This is a genomic window from Pantoea sp. Cy-640 (genome assembly GCF_011752635.1).
Classification (GTDB): Bacteria; Pseudomonadota; Gammaproteobacteria; order Enterobacterales; family Enterobacteriaceae; genus Pantoea; species Pantoea dispersa.
Genome location: NZ_VWXB01000008.1, coordinates 52,994 through 75,854 on the forward strand (window position 1 = coordinate 52,994; position 22,861 = coordinate 75,854).

At 58.7% G+C, this 22,861-nt stretch carries 19 protein-coding genes and 1 tRNA gene; 3 read left to right on the forward strand and 17 right to left on the reverse strand.

From position 1 onward, the window contains the following. Positions 1 to 32 precede the first annotated feature (32 nt). The 15 genes from F3J36_RS18335 to trxA form a co-directional block, all read right to left on the reverse strand. A tRNA-Arg gene (locus F3J36_RS18335) sits at positions 33 to 109 on the reverse strand. Positions 110 to 268: 159 nt separating this feature from the next. Continuing rightward, entirely contained in the window at positions 269 to 1,003 is a 735-nt protein-coding gene (gene wecG / locus F3J36_RS18340; RefSeq protein WP_166720208.1) for a lipopolysaccharide N-acetylmannosaminouronosyltransferase, read from the reverse strand. A 28-nt stretch (positions 1,004 to 1,031) separates the two neighbouring features. Beyond that, a complete protein-coding gene (gene wzyE / locus F3J36_RS18345; RefSeq protein ID WP_166720209.1) occupies positions 1,032 to 2,375 on the reverse strand; it encodes an ECA oligosaccharide polymerase in 1,344 nt (447 codons plus the stop codon). Beyond that, the gene (locus F3J36_RS18350) at positions 2,372 to 3,442 is read right to left on the reverse strand and encodes a TDP-N-acetylfucosamine:lipid II N-acetylfucosaminyltransferase (RefSeq protein WP_058758105.1); all 1,071 of its coding nucleotides are present in this window, start codon (positions 3,440 to 3,442) and stop codon (positions 2,372 to 2,374) included. The genes wzyE and F3J36_RS18350 overlap by 4 nt, the downstream gene beginning before the upstream one ends. After that, the gene (gene wzxE / locus F3J36_RS18355) at positions 3,439 to 4,692 is read right to left on the reverse strand and encodes a lipid III flippase WzxE (protein ID WP_166720210.1); all 1,254 of its coding nucleotides are present in this window, start codon (positions 4,690 to 4,692) and stop codon (positions 3,439 to 3,441) included. Before wzxE ends, F3J36_RS18350 begins: the two co-directional genes overlap by 4 nt. Further along, a complete protein-coding gene (gene rffA, locus F3J36_RS18360) occupies positions 4,692 to 5,822 on the reverse strand; it encodes a dTDP-4-amino-4,6-dideoxygalactose transaminase (RefSeq protein WP_166720211.1) in 1,131 nt (376 codons plus the stop codon). The genes wzxE and rffA overlap by 1 nt, the downstream gene beginning before the upstream one ends. After that, complete coding sequence (gene rffC / locus F3J36_RS18365; RefSeq protein ID WP_058758102.1) at positions 5,822 to 6,517, reverse strand: dTDP-4-amino-4,6-dideoxy-D-galactose acyltransferase; 696 nt, start codon at positions 6,515 to 6,517, stop codon at positions 5,822 to 5,824. Before rffC ends, rffA begins: the two co-directional genes overlap by 1 nt. Then, complete coding sequence (gene rfbA, locus F3J36_RS18370; protein ID WP_166720212.1) at positions 6,495 to 7,376, reverse strand: glucose-1-phosphate thymidylyltransferase RfbA; 882 nt, start codon at positions 7,374 to 7,376, stop codon at positions 6,495 to 6,497. Before rfbA ends, rffC begins: the two co-directional genes overlap by 23 nt. A gap of 23 nt (positions 7,377 to 7,399) precedes the next feature. Beyond that, entirely contained in the window at positions 7,400 to 8,476 is a 1,077-nt protein-coding gene (gene rffG, locus F3J36_RS18375; protein ID WP_166720213.1) for a dTDP-glucose 4,6-dehydratase, read from the reverse strand. Further along, positions 8,473 to 9,732, reverse strand: a complete 1,260-nt coding sequence (gene wecC, locus F3J36_RS18380; RefSeq protein ID WP_166720214.1) for a UDP-N-acetyl-D-mannosamine dehydrogenase — start codon at positions 9,730 to 9,732, stop codon at positions 8,473 to 8,475. The genes rffG and wecC overlap by 4 nt, the downstream gene beginning before the upstream one ends. A 2-nt stretch (positions 9,733 to 9,734) precedes the next feature. After that, positions 9,735 to 10,859 carry a non-hydrolyzing UDP-N-acetylglucosamine 2-epimerase gene (gene wecB, locus F3J36_RS18385; protein WP_058758100.1) on the reverse strand — a complete coding sequence of 375 codons (1,125 nt, stop codon included), beginning with the start codon at positions 10,857 to 10,859 and terminating at the stop codon, positions 9,735 to 9,737. A 10-nt stretch (positions 10,860 to 10,869) separates the two neighbouring features. Then, entirely contained in the window at positions 10,870 to 11,919 is a 1,050-nt protein-coding gene (gene wzzE, locus F3J36_RS18390; protein ID WP_021506989.1) for an ECA polysaccharide chain length modulation protein, read from the reverse strand. Between the two features lie 37 nt (positions 11,920 to 11,956). Next, positions 11,957 to 13,033: a UDP-N-acetylglucosamine--undecaprenyl-phosphate N-acetylglucosaminephosphotransferase gene (wecA, locus tag F3J36_RS18395; protein WP_021506990.1), complete on the reverse strand. Its 1,077-nt coding sequence runs from the start codon at positions 13,031 to 13,033 to the stop codon at positions 11,957 to 11,959. A gap of 280 nt (positions 13,034 to 13,313) precedes the next feature. After that, positions 13,314 to 14,573 carry a transcription termination factor Rho gene (gene rho / locus F3J36_RS18400; RefSeq protein ID WP_021506991.1) on the reverse strand — a complete coding sequence of 420 codons (1,260 nt, stop codon included), beginning with the start codon at positions 14,571 to 14,573 and terminating at the stop codon, positions 13,314 to 13,316. A 346-nt stretch (positions 14,574 to 14,919) separates the two neighbouring features. Next, the gene (gene trxA / locus F3J36_RS18405) at positions 14,920 to 15,252 is read right to left on the reverse strand and encodes a thioredoxin TrxA (RefSeq protein WP_021313352.1); all 333 of its coding nucleotides are present in this window, start codon (positions 15,250 to 15,252) and stop codon (positions 14,920 to 14,922) included. 116 nt (positions 15,253 to 15,368) lie between these two features. On the opposite strand from trxA, the gene rhlB reads away from it, so the two are divergent. Next, positions 15,369 to 16,664, forward strand: coding sequence for an ATP-dependent RNA helicase RhlB (gene rhlB / locus F3J36_RS18410; protein WP_166720215.1), 1,296 nt, complete (start codon positions 15,369 to 15,371; stop codon positions 16,662 to 16,664). Between the two features lie 6 nt (positions 16,665 to 16,670). After that, positions 16,671 to 18,155, forward strand: coding sequence for an exopolyphosphatase (gene ppx, locus F3J36_RS18415; protein ID WP_088516567.1), 1,485 nt, complete (start codon positions 16,671 to 16,673; stop codon positions 18,153 to 18,155). Positions 18,156 to 18,294: 139 nt separating this feature from the next. Here the strand turns inward: ppx and rep are convergent, their stop codons facing one another. Next, complete coding sequence (gene rep, locus F3J36_RS18420; protein ID WP_058758096.1) at positions 18,295 to 20,316, reverse strand: DNA helicase Rep; 2,022 nt, start codon at positions 20,314 to 20,316, stop codon at positions 18,295 to 18,297. A gap of 163 nt (positions 20,317 to 20,479) precedes the next feature. Here rep and ppiC point away from each other — a divergent pair, with 163 nt between their 5' ends. Then, a complete protein-coding gene (gene ppiC, locus F3J36_RS18425) occupies positions 20,480 to 20,761 on the forward strand; it encodes a peptidylprolyl isomerase PpiC (protein WP_058758095.1) in 282 nt (93 codons plus the stop codon). On the opposite strand, the gene F3J36_RS18430 is transcribed toward ppiC, so the two are convergent. After that, complete coding sequence (locus tag F3J36_RS18430; RefSeq protein ID WP_058775505.1) at positions 20,762 to 22,822, reverse strand: AsmA family protein; 2,061 nt, start codon at positions 22,820 to 22,822, stop codon at positions 20,762 to 20,764. Positions 22,823 to 22,861: the final 39 nt, after the last annotated feature.

The window sequence follows — 22,861 nt, forward strand, 5'->3', positions numbered from 1 at the left end:
CCAACCACCGAAGCTCTTGCGCACAAACTAAATGGCGCGCCCGACAGGATTCGAACCTGAGACCTCTGCCTCCGGAGGGCAGCGCTCTATCCAGCTGAGCTACGGGCGCGTAGCGCCGTTGCGGATGGGCATACTACGTATTTGACTCCAGGCTGTCCAGTGCTTTTTCATAAAAAAATCGCGTTTGCTTACGCTTTGTGCATTCCGTCGATAAATAACGCAATTTGCCTGCTTAACCTGCCGGAATTACAGCACTATTCCTGCCGCGTTACAGATCGCCGCGCCAGTGATAGCGTAAATATTTCAGCAGTTTTAACTGACGGCGCCAGCGTGATGGCTGACGTATCAGGCGATACAGCCACTCCAGCCCTAATTGCTGCCAGATGCGCGGCGCACGCGTGACGTGGCCGGTAAAGACGTCATAGGTGCCGCCGACGCCCATATACAGCGCGTGCGGCCAGTGTTCGCGGCAGTCGCGCATCAGCAGCTCCTGGCGCGGCGATCCCTGCGCCACGGTCACAATCTGCGCCCCGCTGGCGGCAATGCGCGCAAATAGCGCCTCGCGTTCGGCTGGAGCGAAGTAGCCGTTCTGGCTGCCCACGATGTTGACATTCCACTGACGGCGTAATTTATCGCAGGTTTCCTGCAGCACCAGCTCACGCCCGCCGATTAAAAACACCGGAATACCGCTGCGGCCCGCCTGTTCCATCAGCGCTTCCCACAGATCGGCGCCGGCGATGCGGTTCACCGTTAGCTGCGGGTATTTTTTACGCAGCGAACGCACAATGCTGATGCCGTCCGGGTATTTGATCTCCGCGGCGGCGATCAGCGCGCGCAGCTGGGCATCCTCTTCCAGCGTCAGCATCTTTTCAGCGTTGATCGCCACCAGTGTGCCGCTGCGCGGCTTGCCGTCCGGCAGCAGAAAGTGAAGAAAGCTCGCCATATCGGCGAAAGCGTGTAAATCGATGCCGCGCAGGGTATAACGCGGATGATCGGTTTCCATGGTCGGTATTTCCCGTCAGGCCCGGAGGTTAAGCAGAGCGCGATAAAACTGGCTCCGCGCGCGGACGAATCAGCCCGGCACGCGCTAACAGCCAGAAAAGTAACTTCGCCAGCCCAACGCAGGCGGCGAAAATCAGGCAAAAGAACACCACGCGCGAGCCGAATGCATCCAGCCCTTCGCGCGCCAGCACGATCATATTGAACACCGCGCCAAAGCAGAAGCTTTGCAAAATGGCACCGCTGTAGCGGTTGCCGGCTTCGCGCCCCTGCTGGTAGAGAGAATCAAACCCTTTCATCAACAGCCCGACCGCTATCGCCCCAAGGGGAATAAAACCTGCGCCGCCCATGATCAGCAGCGAACCGAGCAACGTAGGTGAAATCGCCAGCCCGGAGTGGTTATTCAGCACTTCCCAGGTGAAATAGTTAGCGCTGTTGAGCACCATCGATGGCCGATCCGGCCACAGCCAGCCCGGGATAAACACGTAGAAATCACGCCAGATCGGGGCCAGCCCCTGAAAATCGATTTTGTCGTAATTCTGCAGCAGCAGCGCAAGGTTTTCCCACGGCGAAAAGGTGTCGCGCGTCAGATAGAGAAACGTATAAAACGCTTCATCGCCTACCACGTCGAGATTGTAACGACGCAGCGCCAGCCAGAACATGCCGCCAATCGCCATCACGCCGGCCCCCACCAGCATCCACAGCGTAATCCAGCCGCGCGTAATGCCGATGAACAGGAACAGCGCAAAGGCGATGATGATATTGGCGCGCGTCCCGCCCACCAGCGCATAGGTCAGCAGACCAAACGCCACCGTGATCAGCAAAAACAGCAGCCACTGGCGCTGGGTAGGATTAAGGAAATAGCGGATCAGCATCGCCGGAATGAAGAAGTAGAAAAAACGCTTGAGCGCCACGCCGGACACTTCACTGGAGAAGATCTGGTTATAGGCCGACAGCCGGAACAGCAGCAGGCCGTTATGCATAAAGAACACCGTGACGGTTCCCACCGCCACCAGCGCCAGCAGCAGGCAGGTCAGATGGGTTTCCACCCGGTTCATCGTCAGCCAGGGTTTGCGCGGCGCCGCCTGCACAGGCCGCAGCCGCACTTTGTAGCTGATGTAATAGATGGCGTAGAAACTGGTGGCGGCCAGCAGCGCCTGCAGCAGATAGTCTGCCGGCACCACGCTGACGTTAAAGCGGAATACCAGCACGCTGGTCAGCGGGAAGCCAAAGTAAAAGGTCAGTAAAAACAGCAGAGTAAAGAACAGGTGGAAATTAAAACGCACCCGTTTAAATTCGCGCCAGGTCAGCGTCAGAATAAAGCCCAGCGAAAACAGATACACCACCAGCAGACCACTAAACTGCAGCAGGCTCATGTTGACTCCCTTTCACTCTCCGCCAGCGCGTGGCGCCATCCCGCCAGATAGCCCGGAGCAAAAAAGGCGATAGCGGAACGATCGCACTGCGCCAGCTGACGCTGCGCCTCCGCCACGCGCGTGCGATCCAGCGCATCAGCGCTAAATAACACCGGCAGCCCCTGCTCGCTCAGGTCACGCCAGAACGGATTCTTACGGTTGACCACAAACGGAATGCCGGCCTGAATCAGCAGGCACAGCGTACCAATGCCCTGCTGACGCTCGAACATAAAATAACCGAGCTGACAGCGACTCAGCAATTGCAGATAGGCAGTGAAGTCGATTTTGTCGCGCAGCAGCGTCACCTGGCCGCGCGGAAACAGGCGCTGCGCGGCAGCATCAATCTCATCGATGTACTCATAGTTGCTGGCCGGATAACCGAGCGGGATCACCACGTTAACCTGCTCACCAAACTGGCGGCGAATCGCCTGCAATCCTTCAATGTGCCGGTTGCTGCGATCGCCCGAGTTGCCGAGCAGAATGGTAAAGCTGTCGCTGGCGGCAGGTGCGGGTATCGCAGCCTCCGGCATACGCGTTGGAAAATAGAGCAGCGAAGTGGGTACGCGCGGATGGCGCTGCTGGAAAAAGTGCAGATCGCCGCGCGTGGCAAACACCTGCGCCATGCGCCCCTGGGCGATACGCCGCAGCAGATAAAACAGGCGGTACTTCAGCCCGGCGCCCTCTTCGTAGAGATCGGCGCCCCAGACGTGCCAGAACGCCTGCTGTCGCCGCAGCTTGCCGCTGAGCAGTGCCAGCCACAGGCGCGGATTGAACTGGCCGTGAAAGAAGAAGCGCTGACGGCGATCGGCGGCGCGTGCGATCACCGCCTGCGCCAGCGCGCGTTTACTGGGATACACGTCGATCTGCAGCTGAGGATAGGCCAGCAGGGTATCCGGCGCGGCCGACACCACCATAAACTGACGCGGCGCGTCGGCTGGCGCTTCAACGCTCATGACGTCGTTAAAGAAGCGCAGCAGCGTGTGATTGTGATGCGGGATATCGGAGCCCAGCACGTGAAATAGCGTCATTTTTTCCGGCAATAAATCAAGAAAGCGCCACAGCAAAGGGCAAAGTAGAGCACGTAGGTCGCCATGTAAGCCTGCGCCGCGCCCGCCGTTCCGTGCAGTGGGATCAGCCAGTGCGCAAAGGCGGCCAGCAGCACAAACTGGCTGATTTCCGTGAGAATATAAAAGCGCAGTGAGGCTTTGGCGATCACCAGGTATCCGAAAACATAGGCGCCTACTTTAAAGACGTCACCGCACAACTGCCAGACAAAAAGATCGCGCATGGCGCTGAACTGCGGGGAAAACAGCAGCCAGATGGCGACATCGCGCAGCAGCCAGACGCAAAAGCTGGCCGCCGCCACCGCCGGCAACACAAAGCGCAGCGCACGGCCAATTTCGCGCGCGATGTCAGCTTTATGCTCCAGCCGCGCCAGCGTTGGCAGCAGCCAGACGCTGAACGTGGCGGTGATAAATTGCAGATACGCATCGGAGATGCTGGTGACGCCCTGCCACAGCCCGACCTGCGCCCAGCCCTGCTGCTGCGCCAGCAAATTACGCATCATCACCCAGGCTACCGGCAGGGTCACGGCCGTCATCAGCGCCATCAGGGTAAATTTGGCCAGATTACGCGCCAGCGCCGGCTGCCACTGCGGCATCAGCCAGCGCAGCGGCAGTTCCTCGCGGTGGCGTCGCAGCATCCACAGCGCCGGCCCGACCAGCAGCGCCGGCACCAGCGCCAGCCCGACCAGCGCACCGGCATAGCCACCCAGCCACCAGCACAGCACATAACCCACCACGCCGATCAGGCTGCCGGCGATCAGCGCCAGCGCGTTACCGCGCGCATCGCGAAAACCTTTCAGCAGCGCCAGTGTCAGGTTGGCCCAGGCAATGCCCAGCTGCAAAAAGGCGACGATACGCACCACGTTTTGCCAGGCGGCGTGACCAAACAGCGCCCGGCTGATGGGCTCCGCCGCCAGCAGAAACAGCAGCGCCAGCAGCGTGGAAAACCCCAGCACCATTGCTGACGCGGTGCCGGTCACGGCGCGCAGCTGTGCCGGCTGCTGGCGGAACTGCGCGACATAGGTGGTTACGCCGTTGAAGATACCCGCGCCGGCCAGCACGCCGAGCACGGTAATCAGCTGGCGAAAGTTACCCGCCTGGCCGACGCCCTCGGGGCCGAAGCTCACCGCCAGCAGTTTCACCACCAGCAGGCCAGCGACAATTTTTACCAGCGTGGACGAGGCGGTCCACACTGAGGCTCTGGCTAACGACATCAGGCAAAGAAGCTCAGCAGCGAACTGATTACCGTACGCTGGTTGTTGTCCGACAGGTTGTAGAACAGCGGCAGCCGCAGCAGGCGCTCGCTCTCGCGCGTAGTGAACGCATCCGTACCGTGGAAGCGGCCAAAACGCGCGCCGGCCGGTGAGGAGTGCAGCGGGATATAGTGGAACACGGTGAGGATCTCCGCTTCCTTCATCCAGTTAATCAGCGCCTGGCGATCCTCGCTATCGCGCAATTTGAGATAGAACATGTGGGCGTTGTGACGGCAGCTGGCCGGCACCGCCGGTAACGCAATGCGCCCGCTGGCCGCCAGCGGCTGCAGCGCGTCGTAATAGTTTTGCCACAGGCGCAGACGCTGCTGGTTGATGCGTTCCGCCGCTTCCAGCTGCGCCCACAGATAAGCCGCCTGCAAATCCGCCATCAGGTAGCTGGAACCAATATCGCGCCAGGTATATTTATCCACCTGTCCGCGGAAGAACTGGCTGCGGTTGGTGCCTTTTTCGCGGATGATCTCCGCACGCTCGATCAGTTTCGCCTCGTTGATCAGCGTGGCGCCGCCTTCACCGCCGGCGGTGTAGTTTTTCGTCTCATGGAAACTAAAACAGCCAATATGGCCGATGGTGCCCAGCGCGCGCCCTTTGTACTGCGACATCACGCCCTGCGCCCCATCTTCAATCACATACAGCTGGTGTTTCGCCGCCAGCGCCATGATGGTATCCATCTCGCACGCCACGCCCGCGTAATGTACCGGCACGATGGCGCGCGTTTTCGGCGTGATTGCTGCTTCAATCTGCGTTTCGTCGATATTCAGCGTATCCGGACGCACGTCGACGAACACAATGGTGGCACCGCGTAGCACGAAGGCGTTGGCGGTGGAGACAAAGGTGTAGCTCGGCATGATCACTTCATCGCCGGGCTGGATATCGATCAGCAGCGCGGCCATCTCCAGCGAAGCGGTGCACGAGGGCGTCAGCAGCACTTTTTTGCTGCCAAAATGCTGCTCCATCCACTGCTGACAGCGCCGGGTAAAGCCGCCGTCGCCGCACAGCTTGCCGCTGGCCATCGCCGACTGCATATAGTCAACTTCGGTGCCCACAACCGGGGGCGCGTTAAATGGGATCATCAGGCTTTCCTGTAAAACCAGTAGGCGGTGCTTTCCAGCCGGGCACCGCTGCGTAAATAGAGGCGCATCGCCGTAAGATTGCTGAGCTGGGTTGCGACCCGCAGACGTTCGAGCTGGCGCACCCGGCCCCAGTCGGCTGCCGCCAGCAGCAAACGCTGCCCGACGCCGTTACCCTGCGCCGCCGGCAGCACCGCCAGCAGACCGATACGCGCGTCACCGGCGACTTCGCGCATGGAGACGAACCCCTGCAGCGCGCCCTGCTCGTCGCAGGCGATCAGGCACTGGTGATCAAAAGTGCCGCGCACCGCGTTCTCAATCCACTGTGCGTAGAAGCGGCCGCTGTCTTCAGCGTCAAACCAGGGAGCACGAAAACGGCTCTGGCTAAACGCCTGGGCCGCTGCCGCGCGCAGCTGCGGGATCTGCGCTTCGCGCGCGATGCGCACGCCGGTCTGCCGTTCGGTGCGTTTGATATTGATCGCCAGATCCGCTTCGCCTTCCACCAGCTGAAAACCGTGCTGGCTCAGCGCATCTATCGCCGCGCTGTCCTGCGCCGGCACCTTAACCTGCCACAGCGTGTAAGGCTGCTGCAGCGCCTCGGCCAGCGGCACATCGCCGTCCAGCGTCAGCCGCGCCGTGGCGCAGCGGAAGAAGTCGCTCTCCCACGCGAGGGGATCAATACTGACGCGGACGGGCATGCAGAATATCCAGCAGATACTGGCCGTAGCCGGTTTTGGTCAATGCCTGTGCCGCTGCCAGCAGCTGCTCGTCGCTCAGCCAGCCGTTGCGCCAGGCAATCTCTTCGAGGCAGGCAATTTTAAAGCCCTGGCGTTTCTCCACCGTTTGCACGAACACGCTGGCCTCAATCAGGCTGTCGTGGGTGCCGGTGTCCAGCCAGGCAAAGCCGCGCCCCAGCAGCTCTACCGCCAGTTCGCCCTGCTCCAGATACATCTGGTTGATGGCGGTAATTTCCAGCTCGCCGCGCGCCGAAGGCTGCACCTGCTTCGCAAAATCCACCACGCGGTTGTCGTAAAAGTAGAGGCCGGTGACTGCCCAGCGCGATTTCGGCTGCTGCGGCTTCTCTTCAATCGACAGCGCGTTGAAGTCGTCATCAAACTCCACCACGCCAAAACGTTCCGGATCCATGACCTGATAGGCAAAGACCGTGGCACCGTGGCTGCGCGCGGCCACCTTTTTCAGTTTCGGACTGAAGCCCTGGCCGAAGTAGAGATTGTCGCCCAGCACCAGACAACAGCTGTCGTCACCAATGAAGGATTCACCGATGATAAAGGCCTGCGCCAGGCCATCCGGGCTCGGCTGCTCGGCATACTGCAGCTGCAGGCCAAATTCACTGCCATCCCCCAGCAGCCGCTCAAAATGGGCGCGATCGTCCGGCGTGGTAATAATAAGAATGTCGCGAATCCCCGCCAGCATCAGCACCGACAGCGGATAGTAGATCATCGGTTTGTCGTACACCGGTAGCAGCTGCTTGGATATCGCCCGGGTTATCGGGTGCAGGCGCGTGCCCGAGCCACCGGCTAAGATGATACCTTTCATCGTTGCTCCTCCTGCATGCGCGCTTAACGCGGGGTGGCCAAGCCCAGACGCTCGCCGCGATAACTGCCGTTGAGAATCGCCTGCCACCACTGCGGATTGGCCAGATACCACTGCACGGTTTTGCGGATGCCGCTGTCGAATGTTTCCTGCGGCGTCCAGCCCAGTTCACGGGCGATTTTACTGGCATCAATGGCATAGCGCAGGTCGTGGCCAGGACGATCGTGGACAAAGGTGATCAGTTCCCGGTAGCTGCTCAGCCCGGCAGCGCGCTGTTGCGGTGCCAGCTCATCGAGCAAATCACACAGCGTCTCCACCACCTCAATATTGCGCCGCTCATTGTGGCCGCCAATGTTGTAGGTCTCGCCCACTTTGCCGCTGCTGACTACGGTGTACAGCGCACGGGCGTGATCTTCCACATACAGCCAGTCACGAATCTGGCTGCCGTTGCCGTACACCGGCAGCGGCTTACCGGCCAGCGCATTGATAATGGTGAGGGGAATCAGTTTTTCCGGAAAATGGTAAGGGCCATAGTTGTTGGAACAGTTGGTGACCACCACAGGCAGTCCGTAGGTGCGCAGCCACGCGCGCACCAGATGGTCGCTGCTGGCTTTGGTCGCCGAGTAAGGGCTGCTCGGGGCGTACGGCGTGGTTTCGGTAAAGAAATCTTCCGTGCCGTGCAGATCGCCAAACACCTCGTCAGTGGAGATATGGTGCAGGATGAAGCCTTTCTTGCGCTCATCCGTCATGCCGTTCCAGTACTGGCGCGTCGCCTCCAGCAGCTGGTAGGTGCCGACAATGTTGGTTTCGACAAAGGCGATTGGCCCGTCAATCGAGCGGTCCACGTGACTCTCTGCCGCCAGATGCATGATGCAGTCCGGCTGGTACTGCGCCAGCACGCGATCCAGCGCGGCGCGGTCGCAGATATCGACCTGCTCAAAAGCAAAGCGTGCATCCTGCTCAACCGGTGCCAGCGACGCCAGATTGCCGGCATAGCTCAGCTTATCCACCACCACCACCCGGTGGTCGGTATTGGCAATCAGGAAGCGCACCAGCGCGGAGCCAATAAAACCGGCGCCGCCGGTGACTAAAAACTGTTTCATCGCCAGACTCCTTTGGTATCCACAATCCACGGCTGCGCCACCTGTTCAGGGGTGACGGCGCGGAACTGCGCATGATCGACCAGCATCACCAGGATGTCGGCGTGTTGCAGGGCATCAGCCAGCGACACCAGCGTAGCGCGTTCGGCGAGCTGCGGCGGAATATCCGCCACATGCGGCTCGACCACCCAGGTGCGGCCGCTGTGCCAGCCCGCAATACGCTGCGCCACCGACATCGCCGGGCTTTCACGCAGGTCATCGATATTTGGTTTGAATGCCAGACCGAAGCAGGCGATGGTCACGTCCGTAGCACGCTTGCCGCTGGCCGTCAGGCACTCGGCCAGCGCCTGTTTAACCTGATCCAGCACCCAGCCCGGCTTGGCATCGTTAACCTCACGCGCGGTCCGGATCAGCCGTGCCTGCTGCGGGTTTTGCGCCACGATAAACCATGGGTCGACCGCAATGCAGTGGCCGCCAACGCCCGGTCCCGGCTGCAGGATATTGACGCGCGGATGGCGGTTCGCCAGCGCAATCAGTTCCCACACGTTGATCCCCTGTTCGGCGCAGATCAGCGACAGTTCGTTGGCAAAGGCGATGTTCACATCGCGGAAACTGTTTTCCGTCAGCTTGCACATCTCTGCGGTGCGCGCGTTAGTTTCCACACACTCGCCGCGCAGGAAAATGCGATACAGCTCGCTGGCGCGCGCCGAACAGGCCGGCGTCATGCCGCCAATCACGCGGTCATTTTCCAGCAGCTCGACCATCACTTTCCCCGGCAGTACGCGCTCCGGGCAGTAAGCGATAAACACGTCAGGCTGCTCGCCATGCTGCGGGAAGCGCAGATCCGGGCGCGCCGCCGCCAGCCATTGCGCCATCTGTTCAGTGGCACCCACCGGCGAAGTTGATTCGAGGATCACCAGATCGCCGGCCTTCAGCACCGGCGCAATCGACAGCGCAGCCGCCTGCACGTAGCTGAGATCCGGCTGATGATCGCCGACAAACGGCGTCGGCACGGCAATCAGAAAGGCGTCGGCAGCTTCAGGCTGGGTGGTGGCGCGCAGGTTGCCGTTGTGCACCGCTGCACGTACTACGTCGCCCAGCTCAGGCTCGACGATATGAATTTCGCCGCGATTAATGGTTTCCACCGCGCGCGCATTGATATCCACGCCGATGACCTGTTTCCCGTGCGACGCAAAAACGGCTGCCGTCGGCAGCCCAATGTAGCCCAGTCCGATAACGGAAATGGTTGAAAAACGCATAGTTAAACTCTGTGTTGTTTAAGTGCCTGCAGGATGCGCGCGCAGGCATGGCCGTCGCCATACGGATTGTGCGCGCGGCTCATCGCCTGCCACGCCTCGTCGTCCTGCAATAGCAGGCTGACTTCAGCAACAATTTTATTCACGTCGGTGCCGACCAGCTTCACCGTACCGGCCGCGACCGCTTCCGGCCGCTCGGTGGTTTCGCGCATCACCAGCACCGGTTTGCCCAGCGACGGCGCCTCTTCCTGGATGCCACCGGAATCGGTAAGAATCAGCCAGGCGCGATTCATCAGCCAGACAAACGGCAGGTACTCCTGCGGCTCAATCAGAATGATGTTGTTGATACCGCTCAGAATACGGTTCACCGGCTCGCTGACGTTAGGGTTGAGGTGCACCGGATAGACGATTTGCAGCTGCGGATGCTGACGCGCCAGCTGCGCCAGCGCGCTGCAGATGCGTTCAAAGCCTTCGCCAAAGCTTTCGCGCCGATGGCCGGTAACCAGAATCAGCTTTTTACCGGCCTCAAGGAACGGGTAACGCGCCGCCAGGCGAGCGTTGAGATCAGCATCATCCAGCACGCGATCGCGTACCCACAGCAGCGCATCGATCACCGTATTGCCAGTGACGAAAATGCGCGCGTCGGGCAGATTTTCGCGCAGCAGGTTTTGCCGCGAATTTTCTGTCGGCGTGAAGTGATAGCTGGCGAGATGGCCGGTCAGGGTACGGTTGGCCTCCTCCGGCCATGGCGACATCAGGTTACCGGTCCGCAGACCCGCCTCAACGTGGCCCACCGGAATCTGATGATAAAACGCGGCCAGGCTGGCGGCAAAGGTGGTAGTGGTATCGCCGTGCACCAGCACGACATCCGGCTGGAAGTCCGCCAGCACGGTTTTCATGCCCTGCAAAATGCGGCTGGTGATCTCGGTCAGCCCCTGTTCGGGCCGCATAATATTGAGGTCATAGTCGGGCTGCAGCCGGAACAGGCGCAGGACCTGGTCAAGCATTTCACGATGCTGTGCCGTCACGCACAGGCGCGATTCGAAGGCAGCATCCTGCGCCAGTGCCTGCACCAGCGGAGCCATTTTGATCGCTTCAGGGCGCGTGCCAAATACAGTCAGAACTTTCACGCGGATTCTCTTAGTGACGGTTGGCGAATGTTGCACGCGGACGACGTACCAGCGCTACGCCGGCACCCACCAGCGCACCGATCGCGCCCCACATCACCATCATAAACAGACGACGTGGGCTATCGCGGCTGACCGGCTCTTCCGGCGTGCGCAGATAACGGTAGGTCTGGAACGGTTTATCCAGGCGCGGTCCGGCCTGCAGTGTGTTGAGCATCGCCCTGTTTTGATCATAGCTTAAATCGTAAGCAGGTCCGCTGGCTTGCAGGGTATCCAGCTGCGCCTGCAGCATCTGCTGCCCCAGCAGGAAGCGATCGCTGTCCGGCAGCGCTTCACCGCTGACCGGCGCGCGGTTCTCTTTAATGCCCTGCTGGCTGGCCACTTTCAGCGCCTGCTCGATGCGCTGGCGACGGCGATCAAACACCGCCTGTGCCACTTCCTGCTGACGACTGACCTGCGCCTGCAGCTGCACGCTGCGCGCCTGCCACGCACCTTTGAGCTCATCGTTGAGATGGCGCGCGGCGCGTTCGCTGGCATAGGCAATGTACTGCCGCAGCAGATTGTTGGCGTCGCCGGCGGTCTCCGCAATCAGCTTAATGTTATCCAGCGTATTGTGAGTGGCATCGGCCGGGGTGAACTGAATGTTGGTGATCAGATCGTCGAGCAGCGCGGCATCATTGTGCGCATTACCGCTTTTGCGGCTCTTATAGTAATCAGTCTGCAGCCAGAAATCGCGACGCGTATCCCACGACGCCAGCTGCATGGTGAACTCCTGATAGACCTCATCCATCACCGTCGGCGCAGGCGTATTCAGGCTGACGGTCTCGTTGCGCACATCCAGATTATTGAGGAACTGCTGCTGCACAAAGAATGCGCCCAGCATATTCACCGTCGGCCGATCGGTCACCGCCGTGGCGCTCCAGGATTGCTTCATTAACATGGAAGCCAGCCACGCCAGCAGCGCAAACAGCAGCGCCAGGCCAATAATCCAGCCTTTGCCGCGCCACAGCGTGCAGCCGAGGCCGCGTACATCCAGTTCGTTCTCCACAACGACAGAGGTCATAACAAAAGTGTCCTTATCCGGGTACTTATCTGGGTAATTATTTTTTCTCTTCGCCGCTGCTTTGCCAGCGACGTTTGATACGACGGATTTTGCGCGCGACGCGCCATGCATGTTTCAAGCAATAACCGTAAAGGAGGAAAGCAGCGAGGAACAGCGCCAGCATGACCCACTCGGGAATAAATGCCAGATATTCGCCAAGCACACCGATCCCGGCCAGCAGCGCGGCGGCCACGGTAATCAATAAAAATGCCTGGCGGGAGGTAAAACCGGCCCGCATGATCAGGTGATGGATATGCTGACGATCGGCCGAGAACGGGCTCATGCCCTTGCGCAGGCGACGATACATGATCGCTACCATGTCCATCAGCGGAATAGCAATCAGCCACAGGGCGGTAACTGGCGTGATGGGATGGCTGAGGCCCTGCGTCGTTTCCAGCAGAATCCAGATGATGGTGAAGCCGATCATGGTACTGCCGGCATCACCCATAAACACTTTATAACGGCGGCCTAAAAAGCCGAGATTAAGCAGAATGTAGGGAATGGTGGCGGCGATCATCGCAAAGCACCACATCGCCAGGCTGGTCTGTCCGTCAAAGTAGAGGATGATGCCCATCGCAGCGAAGGTGACGCAGGATAAGCCACCCAGCAAACCATCAATACCGTCCACCATATTGAAAGCATTGATCGCTGCCCATACCGCGAACAGCGTCAGCACATAGCCGAAAGGCCCGACGATCAGCTCGACCGGACCAATGATAAACCCCAGGCTCAGTAAATAGAGTTTTGCCCCGACCATCATCACGATGGCGATCGCCGCCTGAACCACGGCACGGATTTTGACGCTGATATCAAAGCGGTCATCGAGCGCGCCGACCAGCACCAGTACCCCGGCGCAGAAGAGGTACAGTACGGCGTGCGGCAGATAATAATTTGAGATGGCAAAGGCGAAGCAAATCCCCGCATACACGGAGATACCGCCGACTAACGGAATGGCGCCATGGTGTCGTTTTCTGGAATTCGGCGTGTCCACAAGCCCAATTTTTTTAGCCGCTTTACGAGCAAAAAACAGGAACGCTAAAGAAAAAAGAAAAACTAAACCAAGCTCAGTACTCATAGTGAGTAAATTCACGTTAACGCTCTCAGCTAAAATCATGGACAACAATAAGCAATTTTCCCGCCATTGCTGTATATCCCTGGTCTGAATTCTGTCGCAGCGCGTGCGTTTGCTGAAAAAACCGCCGCTTTGCTGCCTCAGTCAATATGTCTGCTTCCTGACAGGCATAATCCTAATGCCCACAAATGAAAAACGCCACGTTAAGACGTGGCGTTAGTCATAAATCCTGGCAATTTGTGCCGTTAGCCGGCTGGCTCAGGCCGTTACCGGCGGCAACAGATTACGAGCGTTTCATCATATCGAAGAATTCGTCGTTGGTTTTGGTCATTGCCAGTTTATTGATGAGGAACTCCATTGCATCAATTTCACCCATCGGATGGATGATTTTGCGCAGGATCCACATCTTCTGCAGCTCTTCCTGAGAGGTGAGCAGCTCTTCTTTACGCGTACCGGAACGGTTGTAATCGATAGCCGGGAACACGCGCTTCTCAGCGATTTTACGTGACAGGTGCAGTTCCATGTTACCTGTACCTTTAAACTCTTCGTAAATCACTTCGTCCATCTTCGAACCGGTATCAACCAGCGCGGTGGCGATGATGGTCAGGCTGCCGCCCTCTTCCACGTTACGTGCCGCACCGAAGAAACGCTTCGGACGATGCAGGGCGTTGGCGTCAACACCACCGGTCAGGACTTTACCCGACGCCGGCACTACGGTGTTGTAGGCGCGCGCCAGACGGGTGATGGAGTCCAGCAGGATGATAACGTCTTTTTTGTGCTCGACCAGGCGTTTAGCCTTCTCGATCACCATCTCTGCAACCTGCACGTGACGCGAGGCCGGTTCGTCAAAGGTAGACGCGATAACTTCGCCTTTCACCAGACGCTGCATTTCGGTTACTTCTTCCGGACGCTCGTCAATCAGCAGCACCATCAACACGCAGTCAGGATAGTTGTACGCGATGCTCTGCGCGATGTTCTGCAGCAGCATGGTTTTACCGGCTTTCGGCGGTGCGACGATCAGACCACGCTGACCACGACCGATTGGCGATGCCAGATCCAGCACGCGCGCCGTCAGGTCTTCGGTCGAACCGTTACCACGCTCCATGCGCAGACGGTTGTTCGCGTGCAGCGGCGTCAGGTTCTCGAACAGAATCTTGCTACGGGCGTTTTCTGGCTTGTCGTAGTTAACTTCGTTAACTTTCAGCAGCGCAAAATAGCGTTCACCTTCTTTCGGTGGGCGGATTTTGCCAGAAATGGTGTCACCAGTGCGGAGGTTGAAGCGGCGGATTTGGCTGGGAGAAACGTAGATATCATCGGGACCGGCGAGGTAGGAGCTGTCTCCGGAGCGGAGGAAACCAAATCCATCCTGCAGTATCTCCAGCACACCATCACCGAAGATGTCTTCGCCGCTCTTCGCGTGTTGTTTCAGGATGGCGAAAATAATGTCCTGTTTGCGCATACGCGCCAGGTTTTCCAGCCCCATATTTTCGCCGAGAGTAATCAGCTCAGAAACCGGCGTATTCTTTAATTCGGTAAGATTCATAGTGATGGGTTCTTAAACTCGGGGTAATTCTCGAAATGTTTGTCGTGAATGGTATGGCAAAAATTCCATGCCTGTTAATGGCTCTTTTTCAACGCTGCTCGACGGTTATCGTCAGATGTGGCGATAGGAAGCGAGGAGACGGTCGAAAGGTGATGCCGAATGTGCTAGCCGTCAGATTGCCAAACCACGAAAACGTTCAATGCGAGCTGGGTCTGACAAGGGAAAACTTTAGATGCAAACTACAAGGTAAGTGCGTAATGCAGTGAGGTCAACTTAACACGCCTGAAGGGAGACGTCCAGCAGTGGCGAAAAAATTCACCACTGCCGAACAAACACCGCGCCGGGCTTAGGCCAGGTTAGCGTTCAGGAACTCTTTCAGCTGACCTTTAGACAGCGCACCCACTTTGGTCGCCGCCACTTCGCCGTTCTTGAACAGCAGCAGGGTCGGGATACCGCGAATACCGTATTTTGGCGCAGTACCTGGGTTTTCATCAATGTTCAGCTTGGCGATGGTAAGCTTACCGTCGTACTCTTCTGCGACTTCGTCGAGAATCGGGGCGATCATTTTGCAAGGACCACACCATTCAGCCCAGAAATCTACCAGCGTCACACCGTCGGCTTTCAGCACGTCAGTGTCGAAACTGTCATCGGTCAGGTGAACGATTTTATCGCTGCTCATGTTTAACTCCAAAGATTATGCCTGGCGAATTGGCGTAAAATATACCAACGTAGGTTGACTTTATTTCATCGGATACGCTTTCGTAAAGCGATAGTAAGCTGATATTCTACCACACTATGAGCAAAACACACTTAACAGAACAGAAGTTTTCCGACTTCGCCCTGCACCCACAGGTAGTGGAAGCCCTTGATAAGAAAGGCTTTCATAACTGCACGCCGATTCAGGCGCTCGCGTTGCCTTTTGCGCTTTCAGGGCGTGATGTCGCGGGTCAGGCGCAAACCGGTACCGGCAAAACGATGGCGTTCCTGACGTCAACGTTTCATTATCTTCTTTCTAACCCTGCAGCTGAAGGCCGCCAGATTAATCAGCCACGCGCGCTGATCATGGCACCGACGCGTGAGCTTGCGGTGCAGATTCATGCCGATGCCGAGCCGCTGGCGCAGGCCACCGGTCTGAAGCTGGGCCTTGCCTATGGCGGCGACGGCTATGACAAGCAACTGAAAGTGCTGGCAGACGGCGTCGATATTCTGGTGGGCACCACCGGACGCCTGATTGACTACGCCAAACAAAATCACATCAACCTCGGCGCCATTCAGGTCGTGGTACTGGATGAAGCGGATCGCATGTTCGATCTGGGCTTCATTAAAGACATTCGCTGGCTGTTCCGCCGCATGCCGCCGGCCACCCAGCGCCTGAGTATGCTGTTCTCGGCCACGCTTTCTTATCGCGTACGTGAACTGGCGTTCGAGCACATGAACAACGCCGAATACGTTGAAGTTGAGCCCGAGCAGAAAACCGGCCACCGCATTAAAGAAGAGCTGTTCTACCCTTCGAACGAAGAGAAGATGCGTCTGCTGCAGACCCTGCTGGAAGAAGAGTGGCCGGATCGCGCCATCGTCTTCGCCAACACCAAGCACCGCTGTGAAGATATCTGGGGCCACCTGGCTGCCGATGGTCACCGCGTGGGCCTGCTGACCGGCGACGTGGCGCAGAAAAAACGCCTGCGCATTCTGGACGACTTCACCAAAGGTGATGTGGATATCCTCGTTGCCACCGACGTCGCCGCGCGCGGCCTGCACATCCCGGCAGTTACGCACGTCTTCAACTACGACCTGCCGGACGATCGCGAAGATTATGTGCACCGCATTGGCCGTACCGGTCGTGCTGGCGCCAGCGGTCACTCCATCAGCCTGGCCTGTGAAGAGTACGCGCTTAACCTGCCGGCGATTGAAGAGTACATCGGTCACGGTATTCCGGTGAGCAAGTACAACAGCGACGCCCTGCTGAGCGACCTGCCGCCACCGAAACGCCTGCAGCGTAACCGCTCGGGCAACGGTCCACGTCGCGGTGGCAACAACAGCAACCGTCGCGGCGGTGCCCCGCGCAACAACAACCGTAAACGTTCGGGTTAAGCACACATGCTAAGCGCATCGTCACTTTATGCTGCGATTGATTTAGGTTCTAACAGCTTTCATATGTTGGTGGTGCGCGAAGTGTCCGGCAGTATTCAGACCGTCGCGCGAATTAAACGCAAGGTGCGTCTGGCGGCAGGTCTTGATGCGGCCAACCATCTCTCGGCTGAGGCGATGCAGCGCGGCTGGCAGTGCCTGCGTCTGTTCTCCGAACAGTTGCAGGACATTCCCCCGGAACAAATCCGCGTGGTGGCAACCGCCACGCTGCGCATTGCCAGCAACGCGCAGGATTTCCTGACTCAGGCGGAACAGATTCTCGGCTGCGCGGTGAACGTCATCAGCGGCGAGGAAGAAGCGCGCCTGATCTATCAGGGTGTTGCGCACACCACCGGCGGCTCTGACCAGCGGCTGGTGGTCGATATCGGCGGCGGCAGCACCGAGCTGGTGACCGGCGAAGGTGCGCATGCCACTACGCTGTTTAGCCTGTCGATGGGCTGTGTGACCTGGCTGGAGCGCTTCTTCAGCGATCGTCATCTCGCCAAAGAGAACTTCGCCCAGGCCGAACAGGCCGCACGTGAAATGATCCGTCCGATTGCGCCGGCACTGCGAGAGAAAGGCTGGCAGATTTGCGTGGGCGCGTCCGGCACCGTCCAGGCGCTGCAGGAGATCATGGTGGCGCAGGGCATGGATGAGCGCATCACCCTGAGCAAACTGCAGCAGCTTAAGCAGCGTGCCATTCAGTGCGGCAAGCTGGAGGAGCTGGAGATTGAAGGGCTGACGCTGGAGCGTGCGCTGGTGTTTCCCAGCGGCCTGTCGATTCTGATCGCCATTTTCCACGAGCTGAGCATTGAGAGCATGACGCTGGCCGGCGGCGCACTGCGCGAAGGGCTGGTGTACGGCATGCTGCATCTGCCGATTGACCGCGATATTCGCAGCCGCACGCTGCAGAACGTTCAGCGTCGTTTCGCCATTGATATTGAGCAGGCGGGCCGCGTGCGCCAGCTGGCAGAGAGCTTTTTCCGTCAGGTGAGCAGCAGCTGGAAGCTGGATCAGCGATGTCGCGATTTACTCCTCAGCGCCTGTTCAATCCACGAAATCGGCCTGAGCGTCGATTTCCGCCAGGCACCGCAGCACGCCGCGTATCTGATTCGCCATCTCGATCTTCCTGGTTTCACCCCCGCACAGAAAAAAATGCTGGCCTGCCTGCTGCAGAACCAGAGCGGCAGCATTGATCTGGCGCTGCTGACGCAGCAAAACGCCGTGCCACCGCGCATGGCAGAGCGGCTGAGCCGTCTGCTGCGGCTGGCCATTATCTTCTCCAGCCGGCGGCGCGACGACACGCTGCCGGCGGTGCGTCTGCAGGCGGATGATGATGCGCTGCATCTGACGCTGCCCGCAGGCTGGCTGGCTGCGCATCCGCTGCGCGCCGAGCTGCTGGAGCAGGAGAGCCATTACCAGTCGTATGTGCACTGGCTGCTGACGATTTCCTGATCGAACCTGCTGCTGCATTGAAAAACGCCCGGCAACTGCGCTTTTACGCGAGTGAAGTTTGCTTTGCCGGGCGCTTTGCCTCTGCGGCGCGCGCAACGATTTTCGCCAGAGGCCAGGCTTGCCGGCTGTGACGAAACCATTACCCCTTCTTCGCATTCTCCAGCATCGCACGTAAGCCGGCGACGCGCGTTTGCCCGGTTTTTACCCGCTCTTCGGCGCTGATCACCTTTTTCTCACGCTCCCACGCCACATCATCCTGCGGCAATTCCAGCAGGAAGCGGCTTGGTTCCGGACGTACCAGCTCGCCGTACTGACGGCGCTCGCGGCACAGGGTAAAAGTCAGCTCTTTCTGCGCGCGGGTGATGCCCACGTAGGCCAGGCGACGCTCCTCTTCGATGTTGTTCTCATCGATACTGCTCTGATGCGGCAGCAGCCCCTCTTCCATGCCCACCAGATAGACATAGGGGAACTCCAGGCCTTTCGAGGCGTGCAGCGTCATCAGCTGGACCTGATCGAGCTCTTCATCGCTCTCGCCGCGCTCCATCATGTCGCGCAGGGTAAAACGCGTCACCACCTGCGCCAGCGTCATCGGCTCGTTAAGTTCGTCGCCCTCCAGCATTTCGGTCATCCACTGAAACAGCGTATTGACGTTCTTCATGCGCATTTCCGCCGCTTTCGGGCTGGGGGAGGTTTCGAACAGCCAGCTTTCGTAGTCGATGCCGCGAATCAGGTCGCGCACCGCATTCACCGGTTCACGCTCGGTGAGCTGAACGATTTCATTCAGCCAGTGGGTAAAGCGCTGCAGATGCTCCAGCCCGCGCCCGGAAAGCGTCTGTTCCAGCCCCATATCAAAGCTGGCGTTAAACAGGCTTTTGTTGCGCAGATTGGCCCACTCACCCAGCTTCTGCAGCGTCGCGGGGCCGATCTCGCGGCGTGGCGTGTTCACGATGCGCAGAAACGCGCTGTCATCTTCCGGATTGGTCAGCACGCGCAGATAGGCCAGCAAGTCTTTGATTTCCGGCCGCGAGAAAAACGACGTGCCGCCGGAGATGCGATAAGGAATACGGTTTTGCATCAGCAGCTTTTCAAACACGCGCGACTGATGGTTACCGCGATAAAGAATCGCGTAATCTTTGTACTGGGTTTTATTAATAAAGTGATGGGCAATCAGCTCGCCCGCCACGCGCTCAGCTTCGTGATCTTCGTTGTTGGCGCTCAGCACTTTCAGCTCGCTGCCCTCGCCCAGCTCAGAGAACAGTCGCTTTTCAAACACGTGCGGATTGTTGGCGATGAGGATATTGGCGCATTTAAGAATACGCTGCGTCGAGCGGTAGTTCTGCTCCAGCTTCACCACTTCCAGCGCCGGGAAATCCTCTTTCAGCAGCACCAGGTTCTGCGGCCGCGCGCCGCGCCACGAGTAGATAGACTGATCGTCATCGCCGACCACGGTAAAGCGCGCCCGGGCACCGACCAGCAACTTCACCAGCTCATACTGGCTGGTGTTGGTGTCCTGATACTCATCCACCAGCAGATAGCGGATGCGCTGTTGCCAGCGTTCGCGCACCTCCTGATTCCGCTGCAGCAGCAGGGTCGGCAGCAGAATCAGATCGTCGAAATCCAGCACGTTGCAGGCTTTCAGATGCTGATCGTACAGCGCGTAGCAGTGGGCAAAAATCTGGTCGCGCTGTGATTTGGCGAGGCCGGCCGCGCCCTGCGGATCGACGAGGTCGTTTTTCCAGTTGGAGATGGTAGAAATCAGCTGCTGCAACAGGGTTTTATCTTCTTCCAGCCACTGTTTGGTCAGGTCCTTAAGCAGCGCCAGCTGATCCTGATCGTCGAACAGCGAGAAGGTCGATTTCATGCCGAGCGCCTTGTACTCGCGCTTGATGATCTCCAGGCCCAGCGTGTGGAAGGTTGAGATCATCAGGCCGCGCGCCTCTTTGCGTCCCAGCGTTTGCGCCACACGTTCTTTCATCTCGCGCGACGCCTTGTTGGTGAAGGTCACCGCCGCGATATGGCGCGCCTGATAGCCGCATTCACGGATCAGATGGGCGATTTTATTGGTGATCACGCGGGTTTTACCGGAACCCGCACCGGCCAGCACCAGACAGGGACCGGTGACAAATTCGACAGCACGTTGTTGGCCGGGATTAAGACGCATAGAAAAACATCACTCAATTTAATCAGACAGGAAGATTTACATCGCGCCGTAGGGTGCGCATTAATGCGCACCTGAGCGCAAAGGTCGCCATCAATGGCGACCCTACAACTGAAGCGCACTACGCTATAATGCGTCGCACATTATACATAACGGGAACACCATCATGGCGAAAACCGCGGCGGCTTTACATATCCTGGTGAAACAGGAAGCTCAGGCGAAAGCGCTGCTGGCGCAGCTGGAAAAAGGCGCGAATTTTCAGCAACTGGCAAAAAAACACTCGACCTGCCCGTCCGGGCGTAACGGGGGCGATCTGGGAGAGTTTCGCAAAGGGCAGATGGTGCCGGCGTTTGATAAAGCGGTGTTCACCTGCCCGCTGCTGCAACCTTACGGACCGGTGAAAACCGCTTTTGGCTACCACATCATCAAAGTGCTGTGGCGTAACTGATCACTTTTTGCTTTTCATCTGCTGGAGCACGTTGCTGCACTGATTATCATCGGTGTCGCTTGGTGAAATCAACGCCAGCAGTGCGGCCGCCGGCGCGACCACTGCCCCCAGCGCGACGGCTGCGGCACCACGCGCCAGCAGCGGACCGGCTTTGACTCCGGCATCCGGGTTTTTGAAGGTGCCGCGCACATACAGCGGCGAACGCAGCGTAATGATACGAATGCCCTTGCTCTCCGGATTGATCGACAGATCCAGTCGCTCATTAGCAAAGTTAGCGTTGCCGGTAACGTTAATCACCGCGTTCTCGGTATCAAACACGAACAGCCGCGGCGTCGCCAGTCCCTGACGGATATTCAGGTCGGTCGCGGCACAGTTGATGCGCACCTCATCGTCGCCAAACAGTTTACCCACCACATAGTTACCGACGTTCAGCCCGGCAATCTCCATCAGGCTGCGACTGATCAGGCCATCGTTCATCAACAGTTTCAGCTCGCCATTGCTGGTGCCCAGCAGGTCGGCCACCGAATTGCCGGTGCCGGTCAGGCTGGCATCCCCGTTGAGCTGGCCGAGACTACGCTGCATGGCGGTGACATCCGGGAACAGCTGACGCAGTTGCAGCTTGCGCGCATGCAGGTCGGCGCGGCCGCGCATCGGTGAGCGATCGCCCTCCAGATGGATGGTCGAATTAATGCTGCCGCCGGCCATGCCGAAGCGCAGCGGATCCAGCAGCAGGTCGCCATTTTTCAGCTGCAGATGGGTATAGAGATCGCTGAGCGGCAGCTTGCTGCTGTGCTCGATACGCTTGCCGCTGAACTTCACGTCAGCGTCCATCACATCCCAGTTTTTGGTATCGAACTTGTCATGTGGCAACACGCGATCCGCCGGCTGGGTGCTGGCCTCACCACGCTGTGCTTTGGCCTGCGCCGTTTTTTCACTGCCCTTGCCGGAGTTAACCCCAATCAGCGGCCCAAGGTCCGCCATACGCAGCTGGTTCGACGTCAGCTCGCCGCTCAGCGTCGGGCGCGGTTTGCCCTGACGGTAGCTGAGCGAACCGTGAATATCGCTGTCACCAATATGACCGTTGAATTTTTCGTAGCGGAACAGCGGCCCTTTCTCTTCGTTGAAACGCGCAATCAGGTGGCCGTCAGTTTCATACGGTGGCGTGTCCGGCAGCAGCACGCCGGTTAAGCCGTACAGATTTGCCAGCGTGTCGCCGGAGAAGCGCAGCCGCACATCCAGCCCGCCGAGATTGAGCGGATCCTGCAGGGTGCCATCCACGCGCACACGTGTGGTGCCATTGCGTACGTCGAGCTGCAACGGGAACGGCGTGGTTTTGCTGCGCAGCGACAACATACCGCCAATCTTACCGTCGCCATCGAGTTTCTGGTTGTTGTAGGTCCCGCTCGCCTGCCAGCCAAACACAAAATCGCCGGCCCCTTTTTGCTGGTCGTTACCGCCCGCGACCTGCGCGTACGGCACCGGTTTACCCAGCGGATTGATCTTCACCGTGACATCGGCTTTGTTGATGGCGTCGCGATAGCGCAGCTGTCCTTGATCGAACAGGATATTATCAAGGCGGAATGACCATGCCGAAGGCGGCGCGTTGGGGTCGCTGTTTTCGCTGCTGGCGAGGTTGAAAGTCCAGTTATTTTTCTTATCGGCGGTCTGCACCAGTCGCGCATCCGGCTGCTGCATCTTAATCCACGGCAGGTAAATCTCTTTGTGCAGCAGCGCCAGCGGCGCCAGCGTGGCTTCCACCCGCTGCAAATGCACCATTGTCACTTCCGGCACGCTGGGCGGATTACCGAGCATAACATCGTCAGCGTGCACCTGCGGCCACGGCACCCAGCTGCGCCAGCCTGGCTCTTCGCGATTGCGCACCCAGGCAACGCCAAGATCGCCGCGAATAGCGAACGGTCGGTTCAGTTCTGCCGAGACTTTCTGGTTGATGGTTGGCTTCAGGCGGTTCCAGTCAAAGGTGGCGATAATCACCACGACCACCACAACCAGCAACAATAAAATCCCGACCACCCAGCTAATTATTTTTCCTGTACGCGACATTTTGCCTCCTCCTTGCCCTTTCACGTCTCCTTAAAGATA